Origin of the sequence: Streptomyces sp. NPDC002602, from assembly GCF_042889445.1 — a bacterium.
Classification (GTDB): domain Bacteria; phylum Actinomycetota; class Actinomycetes; order Streptomycetales; family Streptomycetaceae; genus Streptomyces.
On record NZ_JBIAQX010000001.1, the window covers coordinates 1,244,105 to 1,268,127 of the forward strand.

The window sequence follows — 24,023 nt, forward strand, 5'->3', positions numbered from 1 at the left end:
GGAACCGGCTGATGGAGCGTCAAGGAAAGGGATGTGGAGCCGGGTTGAAGTCACCGGAGGCCCCTTCACCCGATCCGTCGGGCCGCGTGAACCTCCGCAGCCGAGGCATTCCGAGCGCCCGCTGCCGCGACCAACCGAAATCGATCGGCAGCAGCCCCGGCACCAGGACGCTCACCGTGTGCAGCCCCAGCGTCCTCTGCTCGGGCAGGGTCTGGTCGACCACCACCACGTCGAACCCGGCGCCGGTCACGGCCCCGACGCACCGGTCCAGGTCCTCGCGGACGTCCGTCGACACACCACCGCCCGAGGCATCCGACCAGTACAGGTCCGACACCGGGGCCGGCGGCCGGTCCCGCGGTCCCCGCAACAGGAAATCGGCGTGTCGGCCCATCTCCGGCACCCCGTACACCAGCGGATGGTCGTGCAGTGCCGTCACCAGGTCGAAGTCGGCGGCCATGGCCCGCAACCGGGCCTCGTCACGCTCGGTCCGGCCGGCCAGGTTCACGGCGTCCGTCGCGATCTCGCACAGCGCGGAGTCCAGGGCCGACTCCGGGTCCAGGCCGGCCCCCGCCCCGAAGCACATCCGTCCGAGCCCCCCGTCGAACCGTTCCGCGACGGCGGTCACCACGGGTATCGGGAAGTCGACCCGGGTGTCGAAGAACCGCGCCCGGTACCCGTACAGGGCGAGCCGGTCGACCATGGCCCGCGTCGATGCCCGCGTACTGGTCGCCGGGTCGATCTCGGGCAGTGGCCGGCGCCCGTACCACGCGAGCAGGAACGCGTCCCGCTCGACGACCTCCATCAGCCCGAAGTAGCAGGCTTCGGCCAGACTCCCGCCGGAGGCGCAGCCGTTGGAGCTCTCCTGCACGAACCGGTTCTCCAGACCCGGCGCGTGATAGTAGGTCAGGATCTCCGGAACCAGCCGCGGTTCCCGATCGCGCAGCGACCAACCCCACACCCACGGGATCTCCCGATCGGGATCGAAGGGGCGCACCCGCGGGTTGTCCCGGTGGAAGTCCGAGTCGTACAGGCCGACCTCGCGCGGATCCACGGCGCGCCCCGCGAACTCCGTCAGCGAACCGCGCACGTTCGTCACACGGGACCGCGCGCGCATCCCCGCGTAACGCTCCAATCCCTCCAACACCCCGACCAGTGCGCTCCGTTCGAACGACTCGGTGTGACCGCCCCAGAACGTCTCGCGCAGGTAGTCGCCCGACCGCATGGAGAAGCAGCCGATCGTCGCGGAGGTGGAGGTGGAGGAGACGTCCTGGACCAGGGAGGGCCCCAGGGCCCCGCACAGCGGGTTCGCGAACGCCCCCACGTCGATGCCGTACTCCTCCACGCGCCGGGTACGGAACACCCCCGGCCGGTACTTCACCGCCGGCGCCGGCTCCGACGACCCCGGTGCGTCCACGACGGGAACGGCGCACACCGGACACTCGGGATCGGGCACCAGCGGATGGCGTCGGACCGTGCCGGTCCGCAGGTCCAGCACCCGCACCTCGGGGAACGGCCCGGCCCCCGGGCCCGCGCCCGACCCGACTCCCGCGACCAGCGCCGCGAGGACATCGGCGGCGAAGGCGTGCGCGTACGGCCACTCACCCGCCGGCCGGGTGCCCCCGCCCAACTCCAGCGCGTCCCGCAGCGCCACCGAGCGGACCCCCTGCCAACGCCGCTCCAGACAGTGCGGACACCCCGCCCCGCCCGCAGGCCGTCCGACCGGACCGACGACGGCCTGGTGGCCGTACAGCCAGACGGGCACGGCGCCCGGGGAGACCTCCGGGGCGGTCTCGGAGGCGGCGTCCACCGCGGGCGACGACCCGTCGTGGCCGGCGAACGCGTCCCGCACACCGAGCGTCGACAACCGCACGGGCGGAGCGCCGAGGGCGTCCAGAGACCGTCCCAGCAGGTCGGCGAAGCGCCCGGCCGCCTCGGCCCCGAGCCCCTCCACGAGCGCGCTACGCGTCATCGCGGGGCTCCCGCGGCGCGGTCAGCAGCACCCGCACGGTGTGGATGCCCACGCCCGCCAGGTCCGCCGACCCGGTCTCCACCACGTACGCGTCCCGTCCGGCGGCCTCCAGGCGCGCCGACACCGCGTTCCAGTCGGTCCCGGCCCCGCCCTCGACGGGGGCGGCCTCGCCGGCCACCGCGAGCGCGCGCGGGTCCAGGTCCCGCAGCAGCGGATCGCCGGTGTCCGCGACCGAGCCCGCCACCGTCGCGTCGGCCTCGTACTGCGCCGCGCCCAGCAGCTCCCGCAGCGCCTCCACCGCCGCCGTACGCCGATCCAGACCGGCGCCGACCGCCCACAGCTCCCCGGCCCGGGCCAGCATCACCTGCGCACCGCTGTGAGCGCCCTCGCCCAGGTCCAGGAGTTCCACCGGCAGCCCCGTACGGTCCGCGGACCGTACGAGGAACACCAGCTCGGCATCCGACCCCTCGGCGTCCGGCCCGTCCGGGTCGGGCAGCGGCACGACCGCGGCGCCCCCGCCCCGTACGACGCGCAGCAGCGCGGCGTGCCCCAGCGCCGACAGCAGACCGGCGGCGGCGGCGTCGGCCGTCGAGGGACCGGCTCCCGCGCCTGCCCGGGTCCGTTCGAAGAGCCGGTCCGCGTTGTACGGCCCGAACGGTCTGACCGCCCCCGCCGGCACCAGCGCGGGTTCCTTCGTCAGCAGGGACACCGCCCGCTCGTGGGCGTGGACCCGACCCGACAGCCCGCTCGCGAGGGCGAGCGCCGCCGGGACGACGACGGGCACCGCCCCGTCGTCGGCCAGGGGGCCGCGCGCCGGAACCACGTGCTCGGCGTACACCAGCGCGGCCGCGTCCAACGCGCGCATCCGCGCCCCGGCGACGTGGTGGACGTCGAAGGCGGCCACCGAGCGCCGGCCGGTGTGACCGATGCCCAGCTCGACCACGCCGAGCTTCAAGGGCAGTTGGGTCAGGGCCTCGTCGGCGTACCGGGTGAACACCCCGGCGCGTGGCCGTACCAGCGTGGAGCGCCGGTTCAATTCCTCCACCAGGGCGTCGGCCTCGCGGGCCGTCTCCACCGTGGGCAGTGACACCGCGCCCGACGCGCCGGCCGCGGCGAGGTCCACCGGCTCCGCCTCGCGGGGATCGGACTCCGAGCAGAACGGACAGCGCGGATGGCGCAGCAGAGGCTCGGCGGTGACGTCCAGCGACTCCACGTCCTGGACCAGGAGCCGGCCGGAGGTCTCCGCCGGCAGGGCGCCCGAGGCCGTGCGGAACACCTCGTACCCGAGCAGGTTGCCGATCATCGCGGCCAGCGGCCCTCCCGGCACCGGCCCGACCGGCGCCCCCGGGAGGGCCAGCGCGCTCCACAGCTCGGCCGAGGCACCGCCGGTGTCCCCGTTCGCGCCGAGCCGCAGGGCCGCGCAGGCCCAGCACCCCGTGGTCCCGTGGGCCATCAACGGGCCGACGACGGCGTCGGAGCCGTACGACCAGGCCGGCAGGAGGGTGCGGCCCTCGGGTATGCCGGCGCGCAGCAGGGGCAGCAGCCGGGCCGCCGCAGCCGTCCCGCCCGTCACCACCACGGTGTCGAAACCGTCCAACGCGGCCCACCCGGGTTCCGCTCCGAGCTCGGCCAGCGGGCGCACCTCCACCGGGGCGCCGTCGGCCGAGGCCTCCGCCGCCTCCCGCTCGATCTCGCCGAGGTCCGGTCCCGGCAGCACCCCGACGAGGGCGGAGCCGTTGCGCACCAGGCTCAGGGCGCACCAGCGGGCGATGGGGTCGTCCCCCAGCACCGCCACCCGCGTGTCGCGGAACCGCAGGAAGCGGATCTCGGCGTCGTCGGCGTAGTGATCGGCGTACGCGATCTGCGGGGCGAAGCGCCGTGCGACATCGGGCGGGAGGACCGGTGCCGCGTCCGTCGCCGGCTCGCCGGCGGAGCGGGCGAAGTCCCGTTCGTAGAGGGTCTTGACGAGCTCACCGAACATGGCCCGGTGGTCGTCGCCGAGCCCCTCGCACAACGCGGCGACGGTGTGCTCGCCGGTCAGGTGCGGCACCACGAGAGTGGCGAACCGGTACGCGGTACGGGCGTTGAGCCGGAACCCGCCGTCGGTGTTGTGGAACAGCACGCCCTCGGGCGTCTGTGTGAAGAGCACGTCCCGGCGGATCCGGGGCCGGGTCGTGGCGACGGCTTCGTAACTGGCTTGGGACATGGGTCACCCCTGATTGCGGTCTGGGCGGTACGGGGAGCGGGACGGACGGGTCGGGAGGTGTGGTGGGGGACGCCGGGCCGTGGTGGCCGAGGCGGGGGGCAGTCGGCGTCAGTGCGCCGGGGGAGGGGCGGTGGCGCGTTCACGCGCGATGTGACGCGCGTAGCCGTGCAGAAGAGCGTGCAGACGGTACGGATGACCGGGCGGTCCGTCTTCCAGCATCCCGGCCTCCACCAGTTGTTCGAGGACGGTCGAGGCCCCGGCGGAGGTGAGGTCGGCCCCCGGTTCGAGCGAGCCGAGGCGCAGGAACGCCTCGCGCGGCTCTTGGCCGAGGGCGGCCAGGGCCTGGCCGAACACCTCGGGCACGGAAAGCCGGGGATCCTCCGCCAGGGCCAGCCGTGCGGGAGGGTCCTCCGCGAGCCACGCCGCGCAGTCGGCGACCGAGAGCCCGGGGCGGGTCAGCAGCCGGCCCGCGGCGATCCGCAGGGCGAGGGGAAAGTACCCGCAGACGGAGACCAGCTCGCGGGCGGCCTCCGCCTCGGCCGCGATCCGTTCCTCCCCGACGAGTCCGGCGAGCAGCGCGTACCCCTCGCCGGCCCCGAGGACGTCCAGCCGGTGCACGGAGCCGCCGCGCGTCGCGACGACGGCCGCGAGTCCGCGTCGACTGCTGACCACCACGGAGGTGTCGCCCGCGACCGGCAGCAACGGAAGCACCTGTCCGGCGCCGGCGGCGTCATCGAGAATCAACAGCCTTCTGCCGTCGCCGGGTTCGGGCAGCAGCTTGCGGGCCTCCTCGACGTCGACGGGACTTCCGTCCGGCCGGGCCAACGGGATCGTGAACACCCCTCCGGGGAAGGTGTCCTGTACCTCGTACGCGCTCTGCCGGACCAGCGCCGACTTGCCGATTCCGGGCGCACCCGACACCACGACCAGCCGTGGCCCGCCAGGGGCGGTCAACCGTGCCGCGATGGCGCCGCGGTCGGCCTCGCGCCCGGTGAAACCCGTCACGGGCCACACCCGCTCGGTGGTGGCCGGCAACTCCGCGACCACCGGAGGTCTTCGAGCGACGACGGGGATCGGCCGCCCGAGTTCCTCGGCCCGCAGGATGGCCAGCTCCAACCGCCGCAGTCCCGGTCCGGGATCGACCCCGAGCTCGTCCCGCAGTCGGTCCTTGATCGCCCGGTACTCGGCCAGCGCCTCCGCCTGTCTCCCGGTGCGGTAGAGGGCCTCGATGAGCTGCTCGGTGAAGCGTTCGCGCACCGGATGCCGGCGGGCCCCCTCGTAGAGGTCGACGAGCACCTGATGACAGTTCCCGGCGGCGAGTTCCAGATCGCAGACGCGCTCCAGGACTCGCAACCGTTCCTGCTCCAGCGCGGGTGCCGCGTCCCGCTGGAGCATGCGCGAGGCGACGTTGGCCAGCGGCCGGCCCTGCCAAAGGGAGAGCGCCGCGCGGAGTCGATACAACTCCTCTTCCTCGCCGTCGGCGGCCCGCGCCTGCCCCGCGAGAAATCGGAACAGTGCGAGATCGAGGGTCTCGACGTCATTGGCCATACGGTATCCACCGGGTACGGCCTCAATGGTGGTGGCGGATATGCCGTACTTGACGAATAGTCGGCGCAGTCGCAGGACGCACGTCTGAAGTGCCGCCCGTGCGGTGGCGGGAGGTTCCTCGTCCCACACGGCGCGCAACAAATAGTCGGTGGAAACGACCGTGCCCGGATGCAACAGCAAAGCGGCGAGCAGGCTGGTTGGTTTGGATGGTTTGAGAACTACGGTTTCGGGGCCGTGGGCAATACTCAAGGGCCCCAGAAGCTGGAACCGCATGAAGGTCCCCCGTGTCGGGTCACGTATGGAGCGGAACGGCGAATGACGGGGGCGGTGGTCGGCCGAGCCCGCGAGCGAGGCCCGGCACGGAACTGGTCCATACCAAGCCTGTGGCTGCTCTCCCGCCCCCCGTTGGGCGGTGGATAAACGGAACACTACATAACGGATCTTGTGAAAGTCGAGCCATGCGCCGGCTCGAATCCGACGTGACGGGTGTTCCTCTCCTTTCCGTCACATGACCGCCCCGTGGAGTTACCGGCGGCCCGTCAAAAAGGTTCAGGCGTAAACGAATCATGAGTGTGGGGCCTGGTCGGCATGAATGAGAATCGTTATCCCGCCGGCGATATGACTGATCCTCGACGGTCGAATCCGGCCACGCCGGCCTTGATGAATCGGAGGCCGGGCGAGCGTCACGCCCGACGGCGTCGGCGGCCCCCCGGGACCGCGCCGCACCCGTTGAGGGGGCCGGGAGTCGCCCGTACGGGGGAACCGTGAAATCGATCGCCGAAGGGTGGAATGCCGCGCGCCTCCGAGGAGTTCGGACAAGCGCGACACCCGAACTCCGCACGCACTGGAGGGCTCATGAAGATCGGCATCATCGGCGCCGGCAACATCGGCGGCAACCTCACCCGTCGGCTCACGTCACTCGGCCACGAGGTCTCGGTGGCGAACTCGCGCGGCCCCGAAACCCTTTCGGCCCTCGCCGAGGAGACCGGGGCCACCCCCGTCACGGTCGCCGAAGCCGCCCGCGGCGCCGAGATCGTCGTGGTCACCGTCCCGCTGAAGAACGTGCCGGACCTGCCGGCGGGTCTTTTCGACGGGGCGGCGGAGGGCTTCGCCGTCATCGACACCGGCAACTACTACCCGAAGCAGCGGGACGGCCGCATCGCCGCCATCGAGGACGAGGGCCTGACCGAGAGCCGCTGGACCCAGAACCACCTGGGCCACCCGGTGATCAAGGCCTTCAACGGCACCTACGCCGACGACATCCTCGACAAGCCGCTGCCGGCCGGCGCCCCCGGTCGGATCGCCGTACCGGTCGCCGGGGACGACGAGACGGCCAAGAAGGCCGTCCGGGACCTCATCGACGAACTCGGCTTCGACACCGTCGACGCCGGCGGCATCGACGAGTCCTGGCGCCAGCAGCCCGACACGCCGGTCTACGGACTGCGCGCCGGCGTGACGGCCGTCACCCGGGCCCTCGCCGAAGCCTCCCCGGAACGCACGGCCGACTTCCGCGGCTGACCGCGCCCCGTCTCGGACGAGCGGCGGGCGCGCCCGCCGCTCGTACCGGGGCGACGTGTGGCGCCGACGGCACGTCGCCCCCGGTCCGGAGGGGGATACCTCACCCGGTCAGGTAAATCTACGCTCACGAATGTAGTCATTGGTGTGCGAGGGGCCTAGTATTTCTGGCGTAGTGAGCCAGCGAAACGAAGGTGTCATGCCCCCCGAGAAGTCCCCGCTCGCCGACAGTCTCGACGATGACGACTACCCCGCCTACACGATGGGCCGGGCCGCCGAAATACTGGGCGCCACGCCCGCCTTCCTGCGCGTGATCGGAGAGGCCGGACTGGTCACTCCGCTGCGCTCGGAGGGCGGCCACCGCCGGTACTCCCGCCATCAGCTACACCTTGCCGCGCGCGCCCGCGAGCTGGTCGACGCGGGCACGGCGGTGGACGCCGCGTGCCGGATCATCGCGCTCGAGGACCAACTGGAAGAGGCCCTGCGGGCCAATGCGCGGATGAGCGGGTCCGGCCACGCCGACGACAAGACCCCCTGAACGCCGGACCGGCGGCCCATACCTGTTGCCGCCGGTGTAGAAATTCAGCGAATACGCGTGCAGGGTTTATGTGACGACAGGCCGAGACGCGAAAACTTTCCGCGCTCATCGGCTAGCGCTGTGCTACTGTTCTTCTCAGTTGCAGTTGTGGTTCCCAAAGACTTCAAGTGCTCCCCCCGGATTCATTTCGGTGGGTGCACTTTTTATTTCCGGATGTTTTTTCGGACGGGGCAATCATTACTTCGACTCCGGTGCCCGCACAGTGTGGGTCCGGGTACAGCCCCAAAGGAGAATTCATATGGCATCTGGCACCGTGAAGTGGTTCAACGCGGAAAAGGGCTTCGGCTTCATCGAGCAGGACGGTGGCGGCGCTGACGTGTTCGCCCACTACTCGAACATCGCCACCCAGGGCTTCCGTGAGCTTCAGGAAGGCCAGAAGGTGAACTTCGACGTCACGCAGGGCCAGAAGGGCCCCCAGGCCGAGAACATCGTTCCCGCCTAAGCGTTGACAAGTACTGCGTAGCTGGGGCCCGCACCTTGGGGTGCGGGCCCCAGCTCGTTGCTTTTTCCCAGCTCCGCCGGCCGTCACGGCCCGCGTGAGCGGCGCGGCAGCATCGTCTGCCGGAGCGCCCACGACCCGCCCGGGTGGAAGTCCGCCCGGCCGTCGCCCCCGATGCCCGGCCTGTGCCACGGCCGCCGGGCAGGGTGACGCCCCTTTCAGCAGTGAACCGTTCCGTTCCGCTCCGCGTGTTCGGCTCGGCCCTGTTGTGTCATTTCTTCGGCTCGTTCTTGCGAATCCGCTGCGGCTCACGCCAATGCCAGGAATTCCTCGATACGCGCCGCATCGAGGAAGGTTCTGCATGAACCGCGCAGCTCGCACCAACGACCGCTCGTCCCGCTCCCGCACGGGGGCCTCCTCCGGTGGCTCGTCCGGCTCCTACGGCTCTTCCGGCAGCTCGTACGGATCGTCCGGCTCCGGCAGCTCCTACGGCTCTTCCGGCGGCTCCTACGGGTCCTCCGGCGGCAGCCGCGGCAGCCGCTTCGGCTCCTCCGCGCCCAGCCGCTCCGGCGGCGGCTCCCGCTCCGGCGGGGGGAACCGCTCCGGCGGCTACGGCCGCCGCTCCGCCGCCCCGCAGGGCGAATTCGCCCTTCCCGTGACGTTGACCCCGGCGCTGCCCGCGGTCGAGGCCTTCGCCGACCTGGACATGCCCGAGGCGCTGCTCGCGGCACTCGGCGCCCAGGGCGTCTCGGTACCGTTCCCGATCCAGGGCGCCACCCTGCCCAACACGCTCGCGGGCCGCGACGTCCTGGGCCGCGGCCGCACCGGCTCCGGCAAGACGCTGGCCTTCGGCCTGGCCCTGCTGGCCCGCACCGCCGGTCAGCGCGCCGAGCCGGGACAGCCGCTCGCGCTGATCCTCGTACCGACGCGCGAACTCGCGCAGCAGGTCACCGACGCGCTGACGCCGTACGCCAAGGCGATGCGCCTGCGGATGGCCACCGTGGTCGGCGGCATGTCCATCGGCCGTCAGGCCGGCGCGCTGCGCGGCGGGGCCGAGGTCGTCGTCGCGACGCCCGGCCGGCTGAAGGACCTCATCCAGCGCGGCGACTGCAGGCTCAACCAGGTCGCCATCACCGTCCTCGACGAGGCCGACCAGATGGCCGACATGGGCTTCATGCCGCAGGTCACCGCCCTGCTGGACCAGGTGCGTCCCGAGGGGCAGCGGATGCTGTTCTCGGCGACCCTGGACCGCAACGTGGACCTGCTCGTGCGCCGGTACCTCACCGACCCGGTCGTCCACTCGGTGGACCCGTCGGCCGGTGCCGTGACGACGATGGAGCACCACGTGCTGCACGTCCAGGGCCACGACAAGCAGGCCGCCACGACCGAGATCGCCGCCCGCGACGGCCGCGTGATCATGTTCCTGGACACCAAGCACGCGGTGGACCGCCTCACGCAGGACCTGCTCAACAGCGGGGTGCGCGCCGCGGCGCTGCACGGCGGGAAGTCGCAGCCGCAGCGCACGCGCACGCTGGCGCAGTTCAAGACGGGCCACGTGACCGTGCTGGTCGCCACGAACGTCGCCGCCCGGGGCATCCACGTCGACAACCTCGACCTGGTCGTGAACGTCGACCCGCCGACCGACCACAAGGACTACCTGCACCGCGGTGGTCGCACCGCGCGCGCCGGCGAGTCCGGCAGCGTCGTCACCCTGGTCCTGCCGAACCAGCGCCGCGAGATGGTGCGCCTGATGGCCGCCGCCGGGATCACCCCGCAGACCACCCAGGTCCGCTCCGGCGAGGCCGAGCTGAACCGCATCACCGGTGCACAGGCCCCCTCCGGCGTGCCCGTCACCATCACGGCACCGGTCACGGAGCGGCGTACGCGCAGTGCCGCCTCCACCCGCGGCCGGCGCAGCCGCCCGGCGCAGGCCCGGCGACGCTCGTACGACAGCGCGGCGTAACGCGTGCGCACCCTTGCCCGACCGGGCGACGGAACCGGCCTGACGGCCCGGGACGCCATGGGCGACCTCGGGCCCCGGGTCGGCGACGACATGCCCGTCGACGTGGCCCGCTCGGTGCTGATCAGCGCCCGGGCGGAACACCTGGTCCTCCAGGACGACGAGGGCCGGTGCTCGGGTCTGGTCACCCGGGCCCAGCTCGACGCGCACCGGGGCGGATCCTGGGGCGCGGCCCCCACCCGCCTGCGCGACATCCCGCTCGACCGGGGACCCTTCACGGAGTCCTCGGTCGGGGTGGGAGAGGCCCGCACCGCCATGCGCGGGCGTGTCCTGGAAGTGTCCCCGGTGGTCGACGAGCACGGTTACACCCTGGGCGTCCTCGCCCTCACGTCCTGACCGCCTTCGCGGCCGTCCGGTCCGGCGTTCACCTTCCCGTCCCCCGCGGAGGCATCATGCGTTGCGTCATCGCCCGTTTCCCCTTCGAGCTCACCAAGGCCGAGGTCCTGGAGTCCATGAAGGGGATCAAGGCCGAACCCGTCACCGGGGAATCAGTGATCATCGGCCGCCGTACGTACCCGGTCAAGCAGGTCGGTGAGGTGATCACCCGCCAGGACCGTCGCGACTTCACGGCGGGCGAGGTGACCCGCGCGCTGACCCGCCTGGGCTTCGTGTGCCGCACGGTGGAGACGGCTTAGATCCTCGGGTGTCCCGGGTCCGGCATCGAGCCGGGTCCGGGACATCGTCGTCTCCTGGCCGGTCCGACGTGGGGGGCCGACACGCACGCCGGACCGCTTCTCCCCTCCCCACACCACCCGCCGCCCCCGACCCGGGAGCCTCGCCGGGGGCACGTACTTCCGGGACCGCCGGAGCGGCGGGCAGACTGTCCGCTGTGACATCACTGAGCAAAGGCGCCAACCTGCCGGTCCCGGCGTCGTCCGTCAGGGCCGTGCTCTGCTGGTCGGCCGGTCCCGGGGTCCCGGACGTGGACGCGTCCGCCCTGCTGCTGACCGGTGACGGACGGGTGCGCTCCGACGGCGACTTCGTCTTCTACAACCAGCCGCGCCACTCCTCGGACGCCGTGCGGCACCTGGGCAAGCAGCCCGGCGCCGACTCCCTCCGGGTGGACCTGGCGGCGCTGGAGCCGGCGATCGAGCGCGTCGTGCTGTGCGCGTCCGCCGACGGGGGCAGTTTCGGGCAGGTGCCCGGGCTCCACCTGCGGTTGCTCGACGCCGTGTCCGGCGCGGAGTTGGCCCGGTTCGACATGACGGCGGACACGGAGACCGCGTACGTGAGCGGCGAGCTCTACCGGCGGGCGGGCGCGTGGAAGTTCCGGGCCGTGGGTCAGGGATACGCGAGCGGCCTGGCGGGGCTGGCGACCGACTACGGCATCACGGTGGACGACGCCCCGACCCCGGTAGCCGCCCCGACCCCGGTAACCCCGTCGACCCCGGTGCCCCCGTCGACGGTGCCGCCCACGCCCGCCTTCACCCCGGTGCCCGCGCCGGCCCCCGCCCCCGCTTCCGTACAGGCCTCCAACGCCGCGCCCGCCGTCCGGTTGATCAAGGGGGAGGAGCGGCTCCCCGTCGAGATGCGGGGGCGCCTGTCGCTGCGCAAGCGGCAGGTCGCCGTGAGTCTGACGAAGCACGGAGCGGCGGGAGTGACCGCCCGCGTCATCCTCGTCCTCGACGCGTCCGGTTCGATGTCCACGCTCTACTCGCGCGGCACGGTGGCCGGTGTCGTGGAGCGGATGGCCGCCGTCGCCGCGCAGCTCGACGACGACGGCGAGATGCAGGCGTGGACCTTCGCCACCAACCCCGCACGGCTGCCCGACCTGACCATCGGTGAACTCCCGGAGTGGATCCGTCTGCACGTCCGCGTGGGCCAGATGAGCCTGTTCGGCCGCAAGAAGCCCCCGAAGGGCCTGACCGGCGGGCAGGTCGACATGCGCGCCGTCGGGTTCCAGAACGAGGAGCAGAAGGTCATCGCGGAGGTGCGCGCCTACGTGCGCGCCACCGCGGTGCCCGTGCCCACCCTCGTGCTCTTCTTCTCGGACGGCGGCGTGTACCGGAACAACGAGATCGAACAGGAACTGCGCGCTGCCGTCGAGGAGCCGGTGTTCTGGCAGTTCGTCGGCCTGGGCCGGGCCGGTTTCGGCGTGCTGGAACGCTTCGACGACATGCCCGGCCGGCGGGTCGACAACGTCGGGTTCTTCGCGGTGGACGACATCGACGCGATCTCGGACGCCGAGCTGTACGACAGGTTGTTGTCGGAGTTCCCGTCGTGGATCCGGGCCGCCGGACAGGCGGGCATCCTGCGCTGACCGGTTCGGACCGGGCCGGCCGGCGCGTGTGCGCCCTTCGCCGCCAAGTGTGTTGTCCGGTTCAAGAAATGGTCTGGACCCTTGACCCGGTGTTGGTCCAGACCAATCATGAGGCGTCCGCCCGTTCGCTCGCGCCCCACCGGGAGCATCGATGAGACGTCGTTCCAAGCCCGTCCACTCCTTACTCGCCGCCCTGACCACCCTGGTGGCCTCCGCCGGACTCGTGGTCGGGGTGGTCGACGGCACCGCCCACGCCGCGACCCCGCTGCCCGCGCACGTCTTCGCCCCGTACTTCGAGGCGTACTCCTCCGACAGCCCCGCTGACCTCGCCCTCAAATCCGGCGCCACGTACCTGACCATGGCCTTCGTCCAGACCGAGGCCAAGGGATCCTGCACGCCGTACTGGAACGGCGACACGGGCAGCCCGATATCGGGCTCCGTCTTCGGCGCCGACTTCGCCACGATCCGCTCCCGCGGCGGAGACGTGATCCCCTCCTTCGGCGGATACGCGGCCGACAACGGCGGAACCGAGATCGCCGACAGTTGCACGGACGTGGACGCGATCGCCGCCGCCTATCAGAAGGTCGTCACGACCTACGACGTCTCCCGCCTGGACATGGACATCGAGGACAACTCGTTGACCGACAAGGCCGGCATCGACCGCCGCAACCGGGCGATCAGGAAACTCCAGGACTGGGCCGCCGCCAACGGCCGCCCCCTGCAGGTCTCGTACACCCTGCCCACCACCACGAGCGGCCTGGCGAGCAGCGGCCTGGCCGTGCTCAAGAGCGCCAAGACCGCCGGCGCCCGGGTCGACGTGGTCAACCTGATGACCTTCGACTACTACGACGGCGCCGCCCACGCCATGGCCGAGGACACCAAGACCGCCGCCACCGGCCTCCAGGGCCAACTCGCCACCCTGTACCCGACCAAGACCCCCGCCCAGCTCTGGGGCATGATCGGCGTCACCGAGATGCCGGGCATCGACGACTACGGCCCCGCCGAGACCTTCACCACCGCCGACGCGAAGGTCGTCCAGGACTGGGCCACCGCGAAGGGCCTCAACACCCTCTCCTTCTGGGCGCTCCAGCGCGACAACGGCGGCTGCCCCGGGACCGGCGGCTCCGACACCTGCTCCGGCATCGTCCAGGACCCCTGGTACTTCAGCCACACCTTCGCCCCGTTCACCGGCGGCGGCGGCCCGGTCGTCGACGACTTCTCCGTCGCGGTGACCCCCGGCTCGGCCTCGGTCGCCCCCGGCGGCACGACCACCGCGACCGTCGCCACGACCCTCACCTCGGGAACCGCGCGGCCCCTCGCGCTGACGGTCACCGGAACGCCCGCCGGGGTGAGCGCCACCCTCGCCCCGGGCTCCGTCACCACGGGCGGATCCGCCGCGCTGACGGTCACCGCCGCCGGCACCGCGACCCCCGGAACGTACCCCCTGACCGTCACCGGGACCGGCGGCGGACTCACCCGCTCGGCCCCCTTCACCCTCACGGTGTCGGGCCCGGGCGGCGGCGCGGGGGCGCTGGTCAACGGCGGCTTCGAGAGCGGAACGCTCGCGCCGTGGAGCTGCCAGAGCGGCGGGGCGGTCGTCACCGCCCCCGCGCACGGCGGCTCGTACGCCCTGAAGGCCTCGCCCACCGCCGGACAGACGGGGGAATGCGCGCAGACCCTCACCCTCGCGCCGAACACCGCTTACACGCTCGGCGGGTGGGTCCAGGGCGGCTACGCCTACCTGGGCGTACGCGGCGGGGCCACCGGCAGCGCGTGGACCGGCTCCACCGGGTGGTCCAAGTTGACCGTCCCCTTCACGACCGGCGCCTCCGGCACCGTGACCGTCTACCTGCACGGCTGGTACGGGCAGGGCCCGGTGTACGGCGACGACCTCTCCGTCAACTAGAGCGTTAGGCTCGGCCGGGCCCGGGGGAGCACCCGGGCCCGGAAGGGCGGCAGCATGACCAGCGGTACGGGCAGTGGTGCGACCGGCGGGGGAACGACGCGGATCCACCGGGCGGCCGAGCGGCCGGCGGCGCCGTGGAAGAACGGCGGGGGAGTCACGCGGGAGATCGCGGTCTGGCCGCACGGCGCGGACATGGACGACTTCGGGTGGCGGGTCAGCCTCGCCGACGTCACCGCGGACGGCCCCTTCTCGGCCTTCCCAGGCGTCGACCGGATCCTCACCGTCGCCGAGGGCGCGGGCATGGACCTGACCATCGCGGGCGAGCGCAGCCTCCTGGACCGACGCTTCGCACCCCGGCACTTCCCCGGCGACCGGCCCACCGACTGCCGTCTCCTGGACGGACCGGTCGTCAACTTCAACGTGATGTACCGCCGGGAAGAGACGACCGCCGAGGTCCGCGTCACGACCGGCGAACAGACCCTCGCGCCGGAGCCCGGCGAGACCCTGCTCGTGGTCGCGCTGGAGGGGCCCGCGGTGATCGACGGGCCGACACCGGGAAGCGCCACCGCACTGGATCGCTATGACGCCGCCCTGCTGACCGGCCCGGACGTCCGCCGGGTACGGACGTCCGGACGCGCCGCCGTGGCGCGGCTGGGGCCGCGTTCCTCCTGACCCGGGGCCGACCGGGCCGACCGGGCCGACCGGGCAGGCCGATCGGGCCGTACGCGCCCGGGCCATGGCCGGATGTGACAGACAACCGTCATTGCGGCCATCCCGGAGGGCGACGACGATGGACGCATGCCCACGCCCCACCGGGTCGTCATCGCGGTCTTCACCGATGTCGACCTTCTCGATGTCACCGGCCCCGCCGAGGTCTTCGCCCTCGCCAACCGGGTGGCCGGCCGTCGCCTCTACGAGGTGCGACTGGCCGCCCCCGGAGGCGGTCAGGTGACCACCTCCGCCGGCGTCCGCCTGGTCCCTGACCTGGCGTTCGCGGAGGTCGGCGCCGCCGTGGACACGCTGCTCGTCCCCGGCGCCGTCTTTCCGGGCGAGGAGGGCCCCGTCGCGCTCGTCGACCCGGAAGTGGTGGAGTGGATCGCCGCCACCGCGCCGCACGCCCGCCGCGTGGCATCGGTCTGCGTGGGCGCCCACCTCCTCGCGGCGGCCGGTCTGCTCGACGGCCACCGGGCCACCACACACTGGTCCACGGCCGCCCAACTGGCCTCGGAACACCCCCGGGTGGAGGTGGACGCGGACCCCATCTTCGTCCGCTCGGGCCGACTGTGGACCGGGGCCGGCATCAGCGCCTGCATGGACCTGACGCTGGCCCTGGTGGCCGAGGACCACGGGGAGGAACTGGCCCTGGGCGTCGCCCGACAGCTGGTGATGTACCTCAAGCGACAAGGAGGACAAAGCCAGTTCAGCGTTCCCCTCAGCCGTCCGGCCGCCACCCGCAGGGACATCGACGAACTGCGGGCCCACGTCACCGAACACGTGGACGCGGACCTGTCGGCGGCCGCGCTCGCGGCCCGCATGTGCATGAGCGAGCGCCACTTCGCCCGCGTCTTCCGCAAGGAGACGGGCACCAGCCCCGCCGCCTACGTCGAGGCGGTACGGGTCGAAGCCGCCCGGCGGCTCCTCGAAACCACCGACGACGCCCTGGAACAGGTCGCCACGGCGGCCGGTCTCGGTTCGGTGGAAACCCTCCACCGCGCCTTCCGCAAACAGCTCGCGACCACCCCGGCCGCATACCGCCGCCGATTCCGCACCACTGACTGACCGAAGGACTCCACTCACCGTGAACACCTCCAGCACCCTGCGCCAGGTCATGGGCCTCGACAACACGCCCGCCCGCCTCGCGGACTCCACCCTGCTCATGATCGACTTCCAGAACACCTACCGCACCGGCGTGATGGCCCTCGAGGGTGCCGAGCCCGCCCTGGAGGCGGCCGGTCGCCTGCTCGCCGCCGCCCGGGCCGCCGGAGCGCCGGTGATCCACATCATCAACGACGGCGGCGAGGGCACCCCGTACGACATTCGCGCCGAGATCGGGGCCATCAGCGCCGAGGTCGCCCCCCGCGACGGCGAACCGGTCGTGGTCAAGCAGTTCCCGAACTCCTTCCACGCCACGGAACTGGAGAAGACCCTGACGGAACTGGGAGCCGGCCAGGACCTGGTCCTGGCCGGGTTCATGACCCACATGTGCGTCACCTTCACCGCCCAGGGGGCCTTCAACCTGGGCTACCGGCCCACCGTGGTCGCCGAGGCGACCGCCACCCGCCCACTGCCCGGGCCCGACGGAACCCCGGTACCGGCCGCCACCCTCCAGACGGCGAGCCTCACCACCATCGCCGACCTCTTCGGCGTCGTCGTCCCCACGGCCGCGCACCTCACCGCCTGACGGCCCCACCCGCGCCGGCTCCGTCGCACGGGTGACCGCGCGCGGGTGTGGCGCGGGGTGAAATCGCACCCATGTCGGGGGTGTTGATCGAGGTATCGGTCAGGGGATTCTCCTTTCGGTCCACCGGTCCGAGGGCCAGACTCACACCATGACCGGTGACGAGTCCGGCCCTCCGCCGGAACCCGACGAGTACCTCGAACGCGTCCTGTGGGAAGCCTTCCGCGAGGCGTGCGCCACGATGCGCCGGCACGGCGCACTGCCCGGCAGGATCCGGGCACACCGTCCTCCCGACGTGGCGCCCGTGGGAACGTTCCCCGACATCGGCGCGTCGGACACGCTGCGCGATCTGCTCGCGGGGGTCGGGGCCGAATGCGCGGTGTACGTGCACGAGTCGCCGGCCCCGCGCGGAACCGGCGGCCAGGACACCGGCCGACTGGTCGTCGCCGCGGCGGTCTGGCCGGGCGAGGGCCTCTCGGGACTGCGCGTCTCCTCGTACCGGCGCGACGGCACGCTGGAGGAGATCACCGCCGAGGGCGTACGCCTGGAGGACACCCACCTCGACGTGCCCTGGCTGCGCGGCTGCCTGCCGGCCGCCCGTCGGGCAGACCCGGACACGTGCCCGGCCGCCGATTCGACCTCCGCACCTGCCGGCTCCTCGGGACCGGTCACCTCCCCGATGTCCGCCCCGGCTCGGACTTCGCGCACGGGCGCGGGTCTCGTCGCGCTCGCCCTCGTGGGCCTCTTCGGATGCGTGACCGCCGTCCTGGGCGTGGTCGGACTGCTCGCCGGCGCCTGGGACCGGCCCACCTGCGGCGGGCGGACCATGACTCCGGGGGACACCTGCGTCGGGTTCGGCGCCGCCACCACGTACGAGGAGCGGCGCGCCGCCATGGGTCACCGGCCCGACCCCGCCCTCTTCGTCATCGGCGGGACGGCGGTCATGGTCGCCTGCGTGGCGTGGGGCCGCGGTCTGGACCGGCGGTACGGCAGGATCCGGGACGCGGGCTGAGCGCCGTCGCCGGTCCTCGCGAGCGGCCGGGGAGCGGGCCGTCGGCCACGCGCCCCGTGGGGCGCTCTCGTGGGGGGACGCGCCGGCGGACGTCCCGAAGCCGAACCGGTGTCGGCGGCGCGTCTCGCCCTCGCGGGGCGAGACGGGCCTGGTCGGGGTCAGTGGAACAGCATGGACGCGTCCCCGGCCGGGGTGGTGACGGAGCCCGGGCAGAGGAAGCTTCCCGAGGTCTTGGTCGCGGTGAAGGCCTGGTTGACGTACTTCCGTGTGGACCCGTCACGGTTCCACACGATGTTCGTCGCCTTGTAGCGACAGGAGATGAAGCTCTGTTTGCCGGTGATGTCGATGGCGTCGGTCTTCGCGAGCGCGGCCGCGTCGTCGAAGGTGAACGAAGGGTTGTTGTTGAGGGAGGCGGTGATCCCGCCGCCGCAGGCCAGGTTGCCGCCGGGGGCGTTGACGGTGGTGCGGTCGACGGTCAGGGTGCTCGGGGGACTGGCGCTGGTGCGGGCGTTGGTCCAGGCGCAGGTGTTGCCCGCCACGACCATCACCCCGTCGACCCGCTGATCGGCGGTGGGTCCCAGGGCCAGTGCGGTGGTCGAGCCGCCGAGAACCAGCGCGGCGGCCAGTGCGGTGACGCGGGGCCATGTGGAGATCTTCCTCATGTCGCTCCTCTTTGCCACGTCCTTGTGGGGGTGTACGGCGAGGCGTGGGGGCCGCGCCGCTCGGAACGTCCCACAGGGGTCTTGAAATGTCAGGCCCATGTCAATCAATTGGCCGGATGGCGCCCTTGTGGCGGGAGACCGTCCGTCGAGCCCTCGCGGTCGGGGCGCGCCGGGCCTCGGTGTCCGGACGTGGCGCGCCCCGGGTGTCCGGACGTGGCGCGCACCGGGTGTCCGGACGTGGCGCGCACCTCGGGTGATGTCAGAGGCGGGCCCCGAGGCGAGACTTGACGTCCGGCCATTCCTCGGCGAGCAGCGAGAAGTAGACGGTGTCCCGCCAGGTGCCGTCCGGGCGGCGGCGGTGCCGACGCAGTACGCCCTCACGTTGTGCGCCGAGTCGGGCGATGGCCGCCTGCGAGCGGAGGTTCATGTGGTCCGTCTTCAACTGGACTCGCCCCATGCCGAGTTCCTCGAAGGCGTGGGTCATGAGGAGCAGCTTGGTCTCGGTGTTGACCGCCGAGCGCCAGTGGGCGCGCCCGTACCAGGTCCAGCCGATCTCCAGTCGCTCGTGGGCGACGTCGACGTCCATGAAGGTCGTCCAGCCGATCGCCCTGCCGCTCGTGCGGTGGATGACGGCGAAGGGGAAGTAGGTGCCGCGCTCCGCGTCCTCGAGCAGTCCGCTGAGCGTCGCGCCCAGTTCCGCCTCGGTGCGCGGCGCCACGCCTCCTTGCCAGCGCCAGACCTCGTCGTCACCGCCTCCGGCCGCGAACAGGTCGCCGAGGTGATCCATCGACAGGGGAACGAGGGTGACGTGCCGGCCGGTCAGGGTGACGGGGGCGGGGATCTTCGCAGACATGGCGACACTTTAGCTCTATGAACTAGGAACATCAAATATATGCACTAGTGCAAAATAGGCCGAGTGGTCCGACCCGTGAACGGTCCTGCCGATCCAGGTCCTGTCGATCCATTGGTTCCGGGAGCGCAAAAAAGCTCCGAGCCGAATGGCGGCCGGAGCTGTCGTCTGGGGGTATATTTGACGTTTCATGTGAGGCAGTCAATGAACATGAAACAGCTTTACGGGGACATCGTACCGCGTCAGGAGTGGAATTGTCAACCGAAGAATTCCGTGTCGAGCAGCAATTCATCGACGGGATCTACACCCGCCTCGATGACCTGCGTGACCAGGCCGAACGCGCGATGAGCGGCGCGTTGTCCGACGTCGGGAGCGGGTTCCAGGCGCGCCTGGAGCGGGACGTGCTGGTCGCCGAGCAGTCCGGTCTGCTTTCCGCTCTGGACTCGGGGGAGAACGGTCTCTGTTTCGGCCGACTGGAGTTCTCCGACGGCCGGGACCACCACATCGGCCGTATCGGAATCCGGCAGGACGACAGCGAGCGCACACCCCTCGTGCTCGACTGGCGCGCCGATGTCGCGCGTCCGTTCTACCTCGCGACCGGGCACGTGCCGATGGGGCTGCGTCGGCGCCGGCACCTCACCACCCGGGGCCGGGAGGTCGTCGCGCTGCACGACGAGATCCTCGACCTCGCCGACACCGAGCGCACCGGCCACGAGGGAGCCGACGCGGACGCCGTGCTGCTCGCCGCGCTCGACGCGGCCCGGACCGGCCGGATGCACGACATCGTGCGGACCATCCAGGCCGAGCAGGACCGGATCATCCGCTCCTCCCACCAAGGGGTGCTCGTGGTGGAGGGCGGACCGGGCACCGGGAAGACGGCCGTCGCACTGCACCGCGCGGCCTACCTGCTGTATGCCCACCGTGAGACGCTCGCCAAGCGCGGCGTCCTCATCGTCGGCCCCAACCCGGCCTTCCTCGGCTACATCGGGGAAGTGCTGCCCTCCCTCGGCGAGACCGGCGTGCTGCTCGCCACCCCGGGCGAGCTGTACCCCGGCGTCCACGCCACCGGTACCGACCGCCCCGGCGCCGCCGCCGTCAAGGGCGACATCCGGATGGCGGAGATCCTCGCCCGGGTCGTGGCGGACCGGCAGTCGCTGCCGGAGTCCGTACCCGCCGGTGCGGGCGAGGACGCCGACGTGGTGCCCGAGCCCGCCCTGGAGATCGACCACGACGACTACGGGACGCTGCTGCTCGACCGCACCATGGCGTACGAGGCCCGCGACCGGGCCCGCGCCACCGGACTGCCGCACAACCTGGCCCGGCCCTACTTCGCGTTCCGGGTCATCGACGCGCTGACCGAGCAGCTCGCGGACCGCCTCGGGGCGGATCCGTACGGCGGCCCCAACCTGCTCGGCCCCGACGACGTCGCGCAGCTCGGCAAGGAGATCGCGACCAGCGCCGAGGTGCACGCGGCCATCGACACGCTCTGGCCCCCGCTCACCCCCCTCCGACTGATCTCCGAGTTCCTCGCGGACCCCGAACACCTTCCCGAGCGGGACGTCGAGCTGATCCGCCGCACCACGGACGACTGGACGCCGGCGGACGTCCCGTTGCTCGACGAGGCGGCCGAACTCCTCGGCTTCGACGACAGCGCCCGGCGTGCCGCCGAGGAACGCGAGCGACTGGAACGCATCGCCTACGCCCAAGGCGTTCTGGACCTTTCGCTCGGTTCGGAGTCGTACGAGTTCGAGGACACCGAGAACGAGTTCCTCGCCGCCCACGACCTCATCGACGCCGAACGGATGGCGGAGCGGCACGAGGAGGCCGACCACCGCAGCGCGGCCGAGCGGGCCGCCGCCGACCGCACCTGGGCCTTCGGGCACGTCATCGTGGACGAGGCGCAGGAACTCTCCGCGATGGCCTGGCGGCTGCTGATGCGACGCTGCCCGACGCGCTCCATGACCCTCGTCGGAGACCCGGCGCAGACCGGTGACGAGGCGGGCTGCGGCTCGTGGGAACGGATCCTGGACCCGTACGTCGAGAACCGTTGGGAACTGGTGCGCCTCGCGGTCAACTACCGCACACCCGCGGAGATCATGGACCTCGCGGCCGCCGTGCTCCGGGCCCGACACCCCGGCTTCGAACCGCCCGGGTCGGTGCGCTCCACCGGGGTGCGCCCCTGGGTGCGGGCGACGGACGACCTGCCCGGCGCCGTCGCGGAGGCCGTGCGCGACTCCGCGCCCGCCGAGGGTCGGCTCGCGGTGATCGCCCCGCGCCCGCTGCACGAGGAGCTCGCGGGCGCACTGCCCGGCGTACGAGCCGGCGCGGAACCGGACCTGACCTGCGAGGTCGTGCTGCTGGAGCCCCGCCAGGCCAAGGGTCTGGAGTTCGACACGGTGATCGTCGTGGAGCCCGCGGACCATCAACCGAGCGACCTGTACGTGGCCCTCACCCGCGCCACCCAGACCTTGGGGGTGCTGCACACCGGGCGCCTGCCGGAGGGGCTGGAGGAGTCGCCGTAGGGGGTGTTCCGTCGATCGGGCCGTGCCGTGCCGGGCCGGCCGGCGCGCGGGGGTGTCGTCATCGGCTTGACAAGCCGTGGAGTCGCAGGGCGAGTTGCAGCTCCAGGGCGGAGGCCGGGGAGTTCCAGTCGTCGCCGAGGAGTCTGCGGATCCGCTCCAGCCGCTGCACGACCGTGTTCACGTGGACGTGCAGGGCGTCCTTCGCCCGGGACAGGCTCCCGCCGTGGGCGTAGTAGGCGTCGAGGGTCCGGACGAGCTCGGTGCCGCGTCGGTGGTCGTACGCGATGACCGGCCCGAGCACCCGCTCGACGTACCCGCCCACGTCGGCCCGGTCGCCGAGCAGCACCCCGAGGAACCCCAGATCGGGCAGGGCGGCGCCGTGGCCCGTGCGATTGAGCGTGTGCAGGGCCTCCACGCAGCGCAGGGCCTCGGCGTGGGCGGCCGACAACCCACCCGGTCGATCCGCCGGACCGGCCGCGCCCACCGTGACCGGGGTCTCCAGTACGCGCCCCAGTTCGGCGGCCAGGGACCGGGCGACCGGGCCGGGCCGGTCGCCCGGTTCGACGGCGGGCACGACCAGCACCACGCGTCCCTCGTACGCCCCCGAGAGTCCCCGCAGGGAACGCGCCCGGCGGGCGGTCTCGGCGGCCAGCCGCGCCCGTACGGCCTCCTCGCAGTGCAGGACCAGCACCGAGTGGGGTCGCGCCAGGTCGAGGCCCAGCCTGCGCGCTCGCAGGGTCAGGCTCCCGGCATCGCGGGCCCGGTCGCCGTCCTCCGGTGCCAGCAGATCACCGAGGAGTTCGCCGCGCACCCGGTCCTCGGCCTCCGCTATGGAGCGCCGGAGCAGCAACAGCAGGGCGGTGACCAGACCGGCGCGCTCGAACAACCGCCGCTCGGACTCGGTGAGCGGCGCCCGCCCGGTCAGGGCGATGCTGCCGAGGAGTTCGGGCCCGGCCAACACCGCCCACACCCACGTCCCGTCCACCGGGACGGCCCGGCCGCCCGAGCGGGACTCCGCGACACCCCGTACGGGCGGGGCGATCGGTTCGCAGGCGACCCGCGCGAGTTCGGTGCCGTCGACGTCGTGGATGACGATGCCGCCGCCCAGCAGGGCCGCGACCTCCCGGGCGAGATCCGCGATCTCGCCGCCGCGCAACACCAGTTCGGTGAGCCGGTCGTGGGTCTCGGTGGCCAGCCGCATCGCCTCGCTGTGCGCGCGGACCGTCTCGTTGGCCTCGTTCAGCTCGACGAGCGCGGCGCGCGTCTCCTCCAGCAGCCGGGCGCCGTCGATGGCCACGGCCGCATGGTCGGCGAGCGAGGACAACAGCGCCACGGCGTCGGGAGCGAAGGCGCGGACCGCCCGGTCCGCCGCGTACAGCACCCCGATCACCCGTGTACCGACCCGCAGCGGGACCCCCAGGATGCCCCGGATCCCCTCCTCGCCGACACCGCGGTCGATGGCGGTCGTGTGCCGGAAGCGGCCGTCGGCGCGGTAGTCGCTGCTCGCATAGGGACGGGCCGTCTGTGCCACCAGCCCACCCAGCCCCTCGCCCATGCCGAGCCGCAACTGCTGGAAGGCGGCCGACACCGAACCGTCGGTGACGCGCATGAACGTGTCCCCGACGGTCGCGTCGTTGAGGGTCAGGTAGGCGACATCGGTACCCAGCAGGGTGCGGGCCCGTCGGACGATCGCCCGCAGTACGGAATCCAGGTCACGCAGGGCCGCCAGGTCGCCGGCCGTGTCGAACAGCGCCGTCAACTCCGCCTCCCGGCGCCGATGTTGGTCGAGCGTGCGCCGGATGCCCAACGCGGCCCGGGCGGCCTCCTCCACGAGGGCCGCCTCCGCCGCGCAGGCGCCCCCGTCGCGCGCCCGCGCGGCGGCCGTGGTCAGGTGCTCGGCGGGCGCCCCCTCGGCCAGCAGGCGCAGCAGCCCGCTCAGGGCCGCGGCGGCCGGGTTGGAGTCGGGGACCTGTGGGCGGGTGGCTTCGGGGCCGGTCGGGTGGGGGCCGGCCGCGTGGGAACCGAGGGCGCCGGGGGTGGTGGCGCCGCCGTCGGGCGCGTCGTGGTGGGTCGCGTCGTTCACGAGGCTCATGCTGGCAGTTCCCGGGCGCGCGTTCG

The 24,023-nt window shown here is 72.5% G+C and carries 18 protein-coding genes and 1 pseudogene; 13 read left to right on the forward strand and 6 right to left on the reverse strand.

The genetic code is table 11. The annotated features are described in order from the left end of the window. Positions 1–19: 19 nt before the first annotated feature. The 3 genes from ACFYW3_RS05110 to ACFYW3_RS05120 all read right to left on the reverse strand — a co-directional run bounded on the left by ACFYW3_RS05110 (position 20) and on the right by ACFYW3_RS05120 (position 5,903). Positions 20–1,969 (reverse strand): TOMM precursor leader peptide-binding protein, encoded by a 1,950-nt coding sequence (locus ACFYW3_RS05110; RefSeq protein ID WP_389385573.1) that lies wholly within the window; start codon positions 1,967–1,969, stop codon positions 20–22. After that, on the reverse strand, positions 1,959–4,175 hold the full coding sequence (locus ACFYW3_RS05115; protein ID WP_389385574.1) for a TOMM precursor leader peptide-binding protein: 2,217 nt from the start codon (positions 4,173–4,175) through the stop codon (positions 1,959–1,961). Before ACFYW3_RS05115 ends, ACFYW3_RS05110 begins: the two co-directional genes overlap by 11 nt. Positions 4,176–4,283: 108 nt before the next feature. Next, on the reverse strand, positions 4,284–5,903 hold the full coding sequence (locus ACFYW3_RS05120) for a BTAD domain-containing putative transcriptional regulator (protein WP_389385575.1): 1,620 nt from the start codon (positions 5,901–5,903) through the stop codon (positions 4,284–4,286). Between the two features lie 675 nt (positions 5,904–6,578). Here ACFYW3_RS05120 and ACFYW3_RS05125 point away from each other — a divergent pair. From ACFYW3_RS05125 to ACFYW3_RS05180, 12 genes and pseudogenes are all read left to right on the forward strand, one after another. Next, positions 6,579–7,241, forward strand: a complete 663-nt coding sequence (locus ACFYW3_RS05125; RefSeq protein ID WP_389385576.1) for an NADPH-dependent F420 reductase — start codon at positions 6,579–6,581, stop codon at positions 7,239–7,241. A 196-nt stretch (positions 7,242–7,437) separates the two neighbouring features. Beyond that, positions 7,438–7,776 (forward strand): MerR family transcriptional regulator, encoded by a 339-nt coding sequence (locus ACFYW3_RS05130; RefSeq protein ID WP_351751690.1) that lies wholly within the window; start codon positions 7,438–7,440, stop codon positions 7,774–7,776. A gap of 298 nt (positions 7,777–8,074) precedes the next feature. After that, positions 8,075–8,278: a cold-shock protein gene (locus ACFYW3_RS05135; protein WP_030228921.1), complete on the forward strand. Its 204-nt coding sequence runs from the start codon at positions 8,075–8,077 to the stop codon at positions 8,276–8,278. Positions 8,279–8,636: 358 nt separating this feature from the next. Continuing rightward, positions 8,637–10,238: a DEAD/DEAH box helicase gene (locus tag ACFYW3_RS05140; RefSeq protein ID WP_351751691.1), complete on the forward strand. Its 1,602-nt coding sequence runs from the start codon at positions 8,637–8,639 to the stop codon at positions 10,236–10,238. 57 nt (positions 10,239–10,295) lie between these two features. Then, on the forward strand, positions 10,296–10,631 hold the full coding sequence (locus ACFYW3_RS05145) for a hypothetical protein (protein ID WP_389385633.1): 336 nt from the start codon (positions 10,296–10,298) through the stop codon (positions 10,629–10,631). Between the two features lie 56 nt (positions 10,632–10,687). Further along, positions 10,688–10,918 (forward strand): annotated as a pseudogene (locus ACFYW3_RS05150) (SCO5918 family protein); the annotation flags it as partial. Positions 10,919–11,124: 206 nt separating this feature from the next. Then, positions 11,125–12,555 carry a VWA domain-containing protein gene (locus ACFYW3_RS05155; protein ID WP_389385577.1) on the forward strand — a complete coding sequence of 477 codons (1,431 nt, stop codon included), beginning with the start codon at positions 11,125–11,127 and terminating at the stop codon, positions 12,553–12,555. Positions 12,556–12,706: 151 nt separating this feature from the next. Then, positions 12,707–14,461, forward strand: a complete 1,755-nt coding sequence (locus ACFYW3_RS05160; protein WP_389385578.1) for a glycosyl hydrolase family 18 protein — start codon at positions 12,707–12,709, stop codon at positions 14,459–14,461. Between the two features lie 54 nt (positions 14,462–14,515). After that, on the forward strand, positions 14,516–15,133 hold the full coding sequence (locus ACFYW3_RS05165) for a HutD family protein (protein WP_351751695.1): 618 nt from the start codon (positions 14,516–14,518) through the stop codon (positions 15,131–15,133). 126 nt (positions 15,134–15,259) lie between these two features. After that, a complete protein-coding gene (locus ACFYW3_RS05170) occupies positions 15,260–16,240 on the forward strand; it encodes a DJ-1/PfpI family protein (protein WP_351751697.1) in 981 nt (326 codons plus the stop codon). 49 nt (positions 16,241–16,289) lie between these two features. Next, positions 16,290–16,862 carry an isochorismatase family protein gene (locus ACFYW3_RS05175; RefSeq protein WP_389385634.1) on the forward strand — a complete coding sequence of 191 codons (573 nt, stop codon included), beginning with the start codon at positions 16,290–16,292 and terminating at the stop codon, positions 16,860–16,862. A gap of 148 nt (positions 16,863–17,010) precedes the next feature. Further along, positions 17,011–17,871 (forward strand): hypothetical protein, encoded by an 861-nt coding sequence (locus ACFYW3_RS05180; protein WP_389385579.1) that lies wholly within the window; start codon positions 17,011–17,013, stop codon positions 17,869–17,871. 158 nt (positions 17,872–18,029) lie between these two features. Here ACFYW3_RS05180 and ACFYW3_RS05185 read toward each other — a convergent pair whose 3' ends face one another. Both ACFYW3_RS05185 and ACFYW3_RS05190 read right to left on the reverse strand, forming a co-directional pair. Beyond that, positions 18,030–18,533 (reverse strand): hypothetical protein, encoded by a 504-nt coding sequence (locus tag ACFYW3_RS05185; RefSeq protein ID WP_351751700.1) that lies wholly within the window; start codon positions 18,531–18,533, stop codon positions 18,030–18,032. A gap of 259 nt (positions 18,534–18,792) precedes the next feature. Further along, positions 18,793–19,386 carry a GNAT family N-acetyltransferase gene (locus tag ACFYW3_RS05190; RefSeq protein ID WP_389385580.1) on the reverse strand — a complete coding sequence of 198 codons (594 nt, stop codon included), beginning with the start codon at positions 19,384–19,386 and terminating at the stop codon, positions 18,793–18,795. 251 nt (positions 19,387–19,637) lie between these two features. On the opposite strand from ACFYW3_RS05190, the gene ACFYW3_RS05195 reads away from it, so the two are divergent. Continuing rightward, positions 19,638–21,905, forward strand: coding sequence for a HelD family protein (locus ACFYW3_RS05195; RefSeq protein ID WP_389385581.1), 2,268 nt, complete (start codon positions 19,638–19,640; stop codon positions 21,903–21,905). 58 nt (positions 21,906–21,963) lie between these two features. On the opposite strand, the gene ACFYW3_RS05200 is transcribed toward ACFYW3_RS05195, so the two are convergent. Then, positions 21,964–23,997, reverse strand: coding sequence for a helix-turn-helix domain-containing protein (locus ACFYW3_RS05200; protein WP_389385582.1), 2,034 nt, complete (start codon positions 23,995–23,997; stop codon positions 21,964–21,966). Positions 23,998–24,023 lie beyond the last annotated feature (26 nt).